The sequence below is a fragment of the Brenneria sp. L4-2C genome (genome assembly GCF_040240335.1).
In the GTDB taxonomy this organism is placed as follows: Bacteria; Pseudomonadota; Gammaproteobacteria; order Enterobacterales; family Enterobacteriaceae; genus Brenneria.
Genome location: NZ_JBEIAC010000009.1, coordinates 209,145 through 218,911 on the forward strand (window position 1 = coordinate 209,145; position 9,767 = coordinate 218,911).

Annotated in this window: 9 protein-coding genes and 1 pseudogene; 6 read left to right on the plus strand and 4 right to left on the minus strand. The window is 53.2% G+C overall.

What is annotated here, in order from left to right; genetic code table 11:
- Positions 1–38: 38 nt before the first annotated feature.
- Positions 39–971: a 50S ribosomal protein L3 N(5)-glutamine methyltransferase gene (prmB, locus tag ABRZ26_RS15025; RefSeq protein WP_319604946.1), complete on the minus strand. Its 933-nt coding sequence runs from the start codon at positions 969–971 to the stop codon at positions 39–41.
- Between the two features lie 170 nt (positions 972–1,141).
- On the opposite strand from prmB, the gene smrB reads away from it, so the two are divergent.
- Positions 1,142–1,684 (plus strand): endonuclease SmrB, encoded by a 543-nt coding sequence (gene smrB / locus ABRZ26_RS15030; protein ID WP_319604947.1) that lies wholly within the window; start codon positions 1,142–1,144, stop codon positions 1,682–1,684.
- Positions 1,685–1,755: 71 nt separating this feature from the next.
- Here smrB and sixA read toward each other — a convergent pair whose 3' ends face one another.
- Positions 1,756–2,241, minus strand: a complete 486-nt coding sequence (gene sixA, locus ABRZ26_RS15035; protein ID WP_319604948.1) for a phosphohistidine phosphatase SixA — start codon at positions 2,239–2,241, stop codon at positions 1,756–1,758.
- A gap of 726 nt (positions 2,242–2,967) precedes the next feature.
- Here sixA and ABRZ26_RS15040 point away from each other — a divergent pair.
- The 5 genes from ABRZ26_RS15040 to ABRZ26_RS15060 all read left to right on the plus strand — a co-directional run bounded on the left by ABRZ26_RS15040 (position 2,968) and on the right by ABRZ26_RS15060 (position 8,306).
- Entirely contained in the window at positions 2,968–3,513 is a 546-nt protein-coding gene (locus tag ABRZ26_RS15040; protein WP_319604949.1) for a Csu type fimbrial protein, read from the plus strand.
- 64 nt (positions 3,514–3,577) lie between these two features.
- Entirely contained in the window at positions 3,578–4,102 is a 525-nt protein-coding gene (locus tag ABRZ26_RS15045) for a Csu type fimbrial protein (RefSeq protein WP_319604950.1), read from the plus strand.
- 18 nt (positions 4,103–4,120) lie between these two features.
- The gene (locus tag ABRZ26_RS15050; RefSeq protein WP_319604951.1) at positions 4,121–4,912 is read left to right on the plus strand and encodes a fimbrial biogenesis chaperone; all 792 of its coding nucleotides are present in this window, start codon (positions 4,121–4,123) and stop codon (positions 4,910–4,912) included.
- 240 nt (positions 4,913–5,152) lie between these two features.
- Positions 5,153–7,342 carry a fimbria/pilus outer membrane usher protein gene (locus tag ABRZ26_RS15055; RefSeq protein WP_319604952.1) on the plus strand — a complete coding sequence of 730 codons (2,190 nt, stop codon included), beginning with the start codon at positions 5,153–5,155 and terminating at the stop codon, positions 7,340–7,342.
- Positions 7,335–8,306, plus strand: a complete 972-nt coding sequence (locus ABRZ26_RS15060) for a Csu type fimbrial protein (protein ID WP_319604953.1) — start codon at positions 7,335–7,337, stop codon at positions 8,304–8,306. Before ABRZ26_RS15055 ends, ABRZ26_RS15060 begins: the two co-directional genes overlap by 8 nt.
- Before the next feature lie 148 nt (positions 8,307–8,454).
- Here the strand turns inward: ABRZ26_RS15060 and ABRZ26_RS15065 are convergent, their stop codons facing one another.
- Both ABRZ26_RS15065 and ABRZ26_RS15070 read right to left on the minus strand, forming a co-directional pair.
- Complete coding sequence (locus tag ABRZ26_RS15065) at positions 8,455–8,751, minus strand: YfcZ/YiiS family protein (protein ID WP_319604954.1); 297 nt, start codon at positions 8,749–8,751, stop codon at positions 8,455–8,457.
- A 389-nt stretch (positions 8,752–9,140) separates the two neighbouring features.
- Positions 9,141–9,767: pseudogene (locus ABRZ26_RS15070) on the minus strand (hypothetical protein); the annotation flags it as partial.

A 9,767-nucleotide genomic window follows, 5' to 3' on the forward strand; every position in this document is an offset into this window, starting at 1 on the left:
CTTAGCCTATCAATAATGGTTTTAACTCAAGCATCGAATCAATCGCGGTAGATGCTGAAATGCGCCTGACAATCAATCAGTTGAGATTTGCTTAACATAAACACCCCATCACCCCCGTTCTCAAATTCCAGCCAGGTGAACGGGATATCGGGATACTGATCGATCAGGTGAACCATGCTGTTGCCCACTTCGCAAATCAGGATGCCGTCGTCGCTGAGATAATCCGGCGCACAGGCCAAAATACGGCGCACCAGTTTCAGTCCGTCGCTCCCCGCAGCCAACCCTAATTCCGGCTCATAGCGGAACTCTTCCGGCAGGTCCGACATATCTTCTTCATCGACATAAGGCGGATTGGTCACAATCAAGTCATAGCGAATGGCGGGCAGATCGCGAAACAGGTCGGAGCGGATGGGCGTCACGCGATGTTCCATGCCGTGCTGCTGAATATTTTGTTCGGTCACCGCCAGCACATCGTTGGAGATATCCACGGCGTCCACCTCGGCTTGCGGAAAAGCCTGCGCGCAGGCAATCGCAATACAACCGCTGCCGGTACACATATCCAGAATATGTCCTGGCGTCCTGGGCAGAACCTCGCCGAAATAATTGTTGATTAACTCGCCGATCGGCGAGCGCGGCACCAGAACCCGTTCGTCAACATAAAATTCCAGACCGCAGAACCAGGCTTTGTTGGTCAGATAAGCGACCGGTATGCGCTCATTGACCCGGCGAATGACGCGTTCGACAATGCGATGACGTTCGCTGGATGTTAAGCGGGAAGTATACATATCTTCTGGAATATCAAGGGGTAAAAACAGCGTGGGCAACACCAGTTGCACCGCTTCATCCCAGGGATTATCCGTACCGTGACCATAATAGACATTGGCTGCGTTAAACCGACTGACAGACCAACGCAACATATCCTGTATGGTATGAAGATCGCTGATGGCCTCGTCGACGAAAATTTTGTCCAAGGTTATCCTCCGCAGACACATCTGAATGGAAATTTAGCGCTTAGTTTGCCATGAAGCCCGCGACAAATCAGTAGTTATAACCGGCCGAACTAAGGTTAGGCCGACTTTTATTTAGCGACGGAAGAGAGAAAAGGTAAACTGGCGGAATGTTGATGCAGGGTGAACGACCAATGAATAATAAATATTCACTGAATGACGAAGAATTGCAGCTTTTTCGTACATCCGTTTCCGGTACGAAAAAATTACGCCAGGATACCTATCTCCACAAGCCGGCGCGCCGCAAGCTCAGTGAGTTGCCGCCCAGACGCGCATTACAGGAACAAGTGGACGCCAGCTTTTATTTTTCAGATGAATTCCAGCCGCAGTTGGAAAGCGAAGGGCCGACGCGCTACGTTCGCCCCGGCGCCAGTCACTATGAGCTGAAAAAACTGCGCCGCGGCGATTACTCGCCCGAGTTGTTTCTCGACCTGCACGGTCTGACGCAATTGCAGGCCAAACAGGAGTTGGGCGCACTGCTGGCCGCCTGCCGGCGGGAACATGTTTATTGCGCCTGCGTGATGCACGGTTACGGCAAACATATTCTGAAACAGCAAACGCCGCTGTGGCTGGCGCAGCATCCCGACGTGCTGGCTTTTCATCAGGCGCCCAAGGAGTTTGGCGGGGATGCGGCGTTGCTGGTGCTCGTCGCGCTGGAAGCGCCGTCGTTGGAGTAGACAAAGCGGCGTGGCGGCGACACATCCCGTCAACGCGCGCCGTAGCGGCTGTTATCTGTGCAGCCTCGTCTTTATGGCATCTTGCGCGCTAACTGAGACGGCCCGATCTGCCAGTCGAACACCCCGTTCCCCGATTGTGAATCAACGCTCACGCTGGCGATAGCCGAAGTCGCAAACATCGGCGCGGTTTCGGCGGGGCATAATTCCGCGACCAGGTAGCCGACCAGAGGCAGATGGGAGATCACCAGCACCGTATCAGTCCCTTCCTTCGCCAACGTTTGCAGATAGTAGCCGACTAATTTGGCATTGCCGCCGGGCGTCAGCTCAGACAAGCATTCATCCTCCTCCGGCAACGGCAGGATATCCCTGACCGCCGCCAACGTTTGCTGCGCGCGCAGGTAGGGACTGACCAGGACACGATCGATATTAATCGCCTGATTATTCAGCCAAAACGCCATTTTCTGCGACTCATCATAACCGCGCGTGCTCAGGGGCCGCTGCGAATCACTGGCGGCATCAGGTACTGCATCACCATGACGCATAATCAAAACTTGCATGTCACACCGCTATGTTGATAAAACTCTGCTATGAAAAACGCTTATAAAGCAATGAATTGAATAAACTCATCCTTTAAAATCGCGCTATCTCGATCCATAAAGGGGAACGATTATCGCAGATTTTCGCTGCTAATTTAATCACTAAATGAAAGCGTTTTTCCGCACCACCGCGTCTGACCCAGGATTCCGCAACATAGCAGAGATAATTTGGATGAAAAAACCGTGAAATCCTCAAATTCAACATAAACAAATAAAAATTAATAACATTCATTATTTTTAATCTTTTTTATTGCATACCAGAAGGCTTATGTTGTTAAACATTAATTCTGCTTCTATCTTTACATCAAAAGATTAATTTTATTTACTCATTCGCCCAATAACATGCGAACAGCGGCAGCCTGACATTACAATCATAAAATAAGGTTAACATTATTTATAACAATCATTTTTCTGACATTATTTTTGATGAACAGACCTTATATGAACATGGAAAATTGTGACTAAAACTTAACTGAGGAATTAATTTCCTTATGTGACGTTTTATTTCACCTTATGGGAAAACGCTTTAAATACACTGTAGTTACAGAAAAGCAATCAATAGTGTAATAGCTGAATTATTAACATGCGAATAAACGAATCTGCATTATTAATAAAAATGCAATTATAGGTTCGTCTACCCTATTTCCATACAGGTGAAACAAACACAATATATATAAAGGAATCACTATGAATGCCAATAAAAAAATACTGTCCGCGCTGGCGACATTATTAGCGCTGGGCATCATGCCGACCGCGCAGTGTTCCACCGTCACCGGTCAAATAGGCGTAACCTTAACCATTACCACGGCTTGTACGGTGGAAAACGGCGCCAGTTCCGGCAGCTCGTGGGGTACCATCGATTTCGGTTCATACAGTAGCCTTGCCGCCAACATCGACGGCCAGATGACCAATACTTCAGGCAGCGGCCTGGCGGTAACCTGCTCGGAAGGCACGCCGGCTACCGTTTACATCGGTTCCGGCACCAACGATTCCTCTTCGCTCAGAACATTGGCGCCCAGTTCCGGCAGCTATCATATCCCTTATCGTTTATACAGCGACGCGGCCCGGACAACGGAAATACCGCTTAACGATACCAACGGTATTGCACTCACCGCGACCGGCGTCGCCCAGCCGATTCCCATCTATGCCCGTATCCTGCCCGCCGATCAAACGGTCATATCGCCGAGCGCCGGCACCTATACCGACACGGTTGCCGCCACCGTCGAGTGGTAACCCCCAAGAGCGGAACGCCTGGGCGTTGCGATCTGTTTTCGCTCATTGATGAGCAAGGATTAGGATGATTTCTCAGCGACTATCGCTCCTGCCCATTGTCTTGTTCTCTTTGCCGGCGGCGGCAGTAACGGTAAGCGATACCTTTACCGTCAGCGCCGACATCGAAAAAGGCTGTGCTTTTGGTCGTGACGTCAACGCCAGTCAACCGGACATGGGCGCCATCGATTTCGGCACCCTGAGCGCGCCCGCCGCGACTGTCGACGTAGCCAGCACGGTGGGCGGCGGTTCGATTGTCGTGACCTGTACGCCGGGCATCGCGGTATCCATTGAACTGGATTATGGACTGCACGGCGGCGACGGCGAGCGGCGTTACGTAATGAATACCACAGGCAGCGCGCTGCTGCCTTATCAGTTATACCGTGATGCTGCCCGCACCCAGGTATGGGGCAGCGACGATCTGGCGATGAGCATTTCCTCCTTTCCGGCAACCACTCAGACCTACACCGTTTATGCCCGCTATTTCGGCGCCTCGTCGCTGCCGCCGGCAGGGGAATACACCGATAGCATAACCGTCAGCCTGAGCTACTAAAACCAGCATAGAAGAAACATGAAAAGAATATTAGTCATTTTTATTCAATCCGTTAGTTTAATTTTATCCATCTTCTTCGCCCCCTATTCCGCCGCCGGCAGCATACTGGTCTGGCCGATTTATCAGGTTATTGAATCCGATGAAAACGGTTCCGCCCTGTGGCTGGAAAATAAAGGAAACGCGCCCGTTGGTCTGCAAATTCGCATTATGGCCTGGAAACAGATTAATTTTCAGGATCGTTACGCAGAGCAAAAAGAGGTGATCGGCACCCCGCCATTTACCACGCTGGAGCCGGGACAACGCCATATGGTGCGCCTGATGCGCGCCACGCCGGCGCCGGTCGATACGGAACGGTCTTATCGCATCATTATTGATGAAATCACGACGCCCTATGCCCAGCAACAGGCAACGCCCCGGATAGGAATCCAGTTTCAAATGCGTTACCTGCTGCCGCTGTTTATCGACGGCGCAGGGATATGGACACAGGCGAGACCGGGTAAACAACGTCTTAACCGCGATCCCGCCATGCCTGATTTGTACTGGCATATCGCCGCCGTCGCAGGCAAGCCCTATCTTTACATACAGAATATGGGCAAGGTGCATGCGCGCTTGAGTCAGGTTTTCTGGTCATCGTCGCCAAAAGGGGAAACCCACAATCTCGCCATGACTCAGGGTTTTTTAGGCTACGTCTTACCGGGACAGGAAATGCGCTGGCCGTTGCCTGCGGGAATATCCACGCCCGGCGCAGCCCTGAACCTGTTTACCCATTTGTCGGACATTGCCGATCCCGTCCTGATTAAACGGCGATAGCTTTTAATGGCCGGCAATAGGGGTATGAAGAGACATGCCATCAATGTGATACCGTTTATCGTTTCGCTACGGTATTTTTTGGGGAGCATATTTGTCTGCTTATTATTTTATGCCGCAGTTCTTCAGGCGGAAGAATATACCGCTCTCCCCGCGCCGCCGCGCGTTAAACCGACAATCAACGAAGCCGTCTATTATTTAACCCTGGTGATTAATGGTCAGAGCGATCATGCAGTAATACCCGTGAATTATCGTCATGATAATTATTACGTGGAAGCCGACGTACTGAGCAAAAATAATATCCGATTACCCGCGGGAACCGTCGGCCAGGTGAATGTAAACCGTTTGCCTGAGGTCAGCGCGGAATATGATCCCAGCCAGCAGCAGTTAAAACTGACCGTGCCGGTCGACTGGCTACCGGCGCAACGGGTAACGAGCGACGGCTCCGGCACGGAACGCCTTGTCCCAAGCAGTAGTCTTGGACTTCTGTTTAACTATAACGCCTATTATTCATCGCCGTCGAACGGCGACGATTCGCTGAGCGCCTGGATGGAACAGCGCGTTTTCAGTGACTATGGCTCATTTTCCAACACCGGCATTGATGACATCATGACGGGAAACCATTCAGATCAATATCATCGCTATCGCCGCTTTGATACCTACTGGCGATACAGCGACAGCGGGCGGATGATTTCATACCAGGCGGGCGATCTGGTCAGTAACTCGCTGACCTGGAGTCACTCCGTGCGGATGGGCGGCGTACGTATCAGCCGGAATTTCGGCCTGCGCCCTGATATTGTGACCTACCCGCTTCTGCAATATTCCGGCTCCGCGGCCGTTCCCAGCACGTTGGATCTCTTCATCAACGGTTATAAGGCGAACAGTTCAAATCTTAATCCCGGCCCCTTCACCCTGACCAATACGCCGTATCTCAACGGCGCCGGTGAAGCGACGGTGGTCACCACTGACGCCCAGGGAAGGCGGATCGCCACCACCATTCCATTCTATGTCTCCAATACCTTGCTGCGAGCAGGATTAAGCGATTTCGATCTTTCCATGGGCGCGCTGCGCCATGACTACGGATTCCGAAACGCCGCCTATGCGTCCGAGCCGGCCTTCAGCGGCATTTATCGTTATGGATTAACAAATTGGCTAACATTATCCACCCATGTGGAAACCGAACGGGATCTTTATCTGGCGGGCATGGGCGCCGATTTTACCGTCGGCCGCTGGGGTACCCTCAGTTCGTCCTACACTCAGAGTGAAAGGGATGGGCGCGGACAGCAATATACGTTGGGGTATTCCTACTATACCCGACTGTTCGGCCTGAATGTTCAGCATGCCGGGCGCGACCAGGCATATCGCGATTTAACCGCCGTCAACAATGAAGGCCGGCTCAGCCGCCAGAGCAATCAGGCGACCCTCAGCAGCCAGCTATTCGGCAAAGGCAACGGCACCGTCGGCGCCGGCTATTTTGATATTCAGTCTTTCGATCGCTCGCGGGTAAAACTCCTGAATCTCTCTTACAGCCGACAGCTGTGGCAAAGCAGCTCGGTTTACGCCGCGCTCAATAAGACGCTGGGAGAAGATGACTACAGCGTACAGATCCAATTCGTTATGCCCTTCGGCACGAGAAATACCGCCAGTTCCGGCGTGCAGCGCGACGCCAACGGCAATTATTCAGCGCGTGTCGGTATGACGCACTCCGCGCCGACCGACGGCGGATTCGGCTGGAATCTGGCTTATGCCGCAGGCGGCAATCCCTACCAGCAAGGCACCTTGAGCTGGCGCGGACCTTATAACCTGATACAGGGCGGCGTGTATGGTAATGAAGGCAATAGCACAAGGTGGGGGGAACTGAGCGGCTCACTGATATATATGGACGGCGGCCTGTACGCCAGCAACCGCATCAACGACGCTTTTATTGTGGTCGATACCGCAGGCTACGCGGGCGTACCGGTTAAATATGAAAACCAGTTAGTGGGCGCCACCAACGGCAGCGGTCATTTGCTGGTGCCGTGGGTCGCGTCCAACTATCCGGCAAAAGTGGAAATCGATCCGATGCCGCTCCCCGCGAATGTCGATACGCCCAATATCGAGCAACGCGTATCGGTAAAAGAAGGCAGCGGCATTGTGGTGAAATTCCCCGTGCGCAACGTACTTTCCGCCAATATCGCCTTACGTAATAGCCACGGTCGGCCTCTGGCGATCGGCACCTGGATCACCGATGAGTACAGCGGCGCCGCCACCATCAGCGGCCATGACGGGCTGGCCTATTTCTCCAATCTCCGTACCGTCAATCGATTGCATTTTAAACAAGAGGACGGGCAAACCTGTCAGGTCGCGTTTTCCCTGCCGGCGACAGCCCGGATGATGGTCAGCGTCGGCCCGCTGACCTGTCAACTAACCGCCCAGAGAGATAAAGATGAGTAAATTAAGATTGGGGTTCCGCCTGCTGTTTTTGCTGCTGGGCCTGGTGAACGCACGTTACGGTCTCGCAAGCTGCGCCGCCCCGGCCAGTTCAACCGAGCTGGGATCTTACGCCTCTTCCGTTGTCGGCCCCGACGGGACGCCGCAAATCATCACCTCCGGCAGCGGCTTTAGCTGTAGCGGCAGCGCATTAAGCCTTATCAGCACCAATACCATCACCGCCACCATCACTGGCGATACCAACGCCAGCGGCGACGGCATGCGGCTAAAAGGCGGCGCCGGCGGCAACGACGCCATCGTTTACGACCTGTGTATCGATGCCGGTTGTGAAACCCGCTATGGCATTGGCTCAAGCTATACCTGGAAACAAACAACATTTCTGGGCATATTAGGCCTGTTCAACGCCAGCGACGGTACTTTGCCGATATATGTCCGCACCAGCGTCGGCAACAACGTACCGGCAGGCACCTATACCGATACGGTAACCATTCAATGGGATTACAATCTGTGCGCGCTGGGGGCGTTGGGTCTGTGTATCTACGATAGCGGCACGCTGACCTCAACGCTCAATTTGTCGATGACCATCACCAACGACTGCCAGATCAGCAGCGCGCCCGACGTCAGCTTCGGCTCGGCGGCCTTCCCCGCTGACTTTCCAACGGTCAGTAATAGTCTGGGCGTCAATTGCACCAATCTGGGCGCCTATACGGTCAAGCTGACCAGTTCACATCCTGACGATGCCAACTGGCGCAGAATGACCAATACGGCCGACGGCGTGGAATATTATCTGCAATATCAGCTATATCATGCGGATAATACCGCCTGGAGTGAAAACACGGATTACGCGGGAACCGGCACCGGCGTGACTCAGCGCATTCCCTATACGGCGCGCATCAGCGGCAGCCAGGCCAATCAGCCGGCAGGAACCTATAGCGATACCGTTACCGTCGCCGTTACGATTAACTAGCCCTGACGGACTTTTCGCCCACGGCAGGCGACGCAAAGGAAAACGCAGCGTCTGCCGGCAGGCAGTAATCGGTTAATGCAGCAGAGTTTTTAGTAGAATGGCGGCACGCCATGATAACCCTGGCGCGCCACAATCAACTTCGGGGAAATTACCGCAGGCCGAGTTGGAAGATCAGCGTTTCAGCCTCACAGCTGAAGGTGAAATCCACATCCAGTTTCACGCCGCCTTCTACGGCGTCCAGTTTACTGCTGATCTGACAAGGATCGGACTCCACGGAGCGGGCTTTTTCCGTTAACGCTTTCAGCGTCGCTTCCGCCTCTGCGCGATCGGCAAAAACTTTACTATAAGACGCAGTGCAATCCGTGTTGTCCATGATTGTGCCGACATCAACGCAACAACAGGCGGCAGTTTCTTCAGCATTACATTTATTGATCGGGTTCGTCATCTTGAGCTCCTCTACGGGCAGTAACCTATATACAGATATGATCCGGTTCAAAAAAATGGTTATTTCTTCCTATTCTACTCACCGAGCCGGCACAGCACTAGAACTTACTGCCCACGGGGGCATTTAGTGGCATCCCTCACACGTCATTGTTATACCCGCGTAAAAACGCCGCCATTTCGCACCAAAAACATAACATCGCCATTACCTTGAATGGCGTACCATTGTGATTTATTCACATATACCTGTCTTTTTGCAAACAGCGAAAGGTTTCACGTCTGAATGGTGAGCGCGGCTCGCCGACCCGACAGTGCGCCTCCCTTTCGATCGCTGGCGAAAAGCGTCCTGCGGGACGGTAGCCTTTCGGCTGTTTGAACCCCATCGCCTCGTCGCTACGCGTTATCTGGTCGTGCTGGGCGTTGGCCGTGCTCGACAAAGTTCGGCTCCCGCTCCGGCCAGCGATACAATCCATCCGGGTGATCGGTCAGGAAAAAGCCCTGCGGCGGCACCGGAATAAATTCATTCTCCACCCGGCGGATCAGCGTCCAGGTGGCCGGCACGTTTTCGATTTGCTCCCAGTGATAATCCCGTTTCCCTTCCGGGCTGATATAGTCGCTTCGGGCCTTTCCCTGCGGGGCGACATGCGGCAAATAGCTGAAAGGATGAAAAAACTGCGCGCAGGCATACTCCACATCCGGCAGGTAAATCCCGGTCACCGTCACCGGGTCATTCGGCCCCAGCACCACGGACGTATCCAACTGATAGCGGGGGATCTGCGCAGGTAAATCCAACGGACCAAAAAACTCTTCATCATATAAGTAGGTCAACAACCCCTCCTTCCAGCGAGAAGCAACGGTTATCTCAACCATCATATCGTACATACTGCCCAGGCTGAATAGATCGGAATACTGTTGCAGCGCCGACGGGCTCATCCAACGTTCCGGCCAGTAATCGGTCAGCCCTTTGTTATCACTGCGTACTCCCCCGCCGGTAATATAGGCATTGGGGTCGTTATGCTG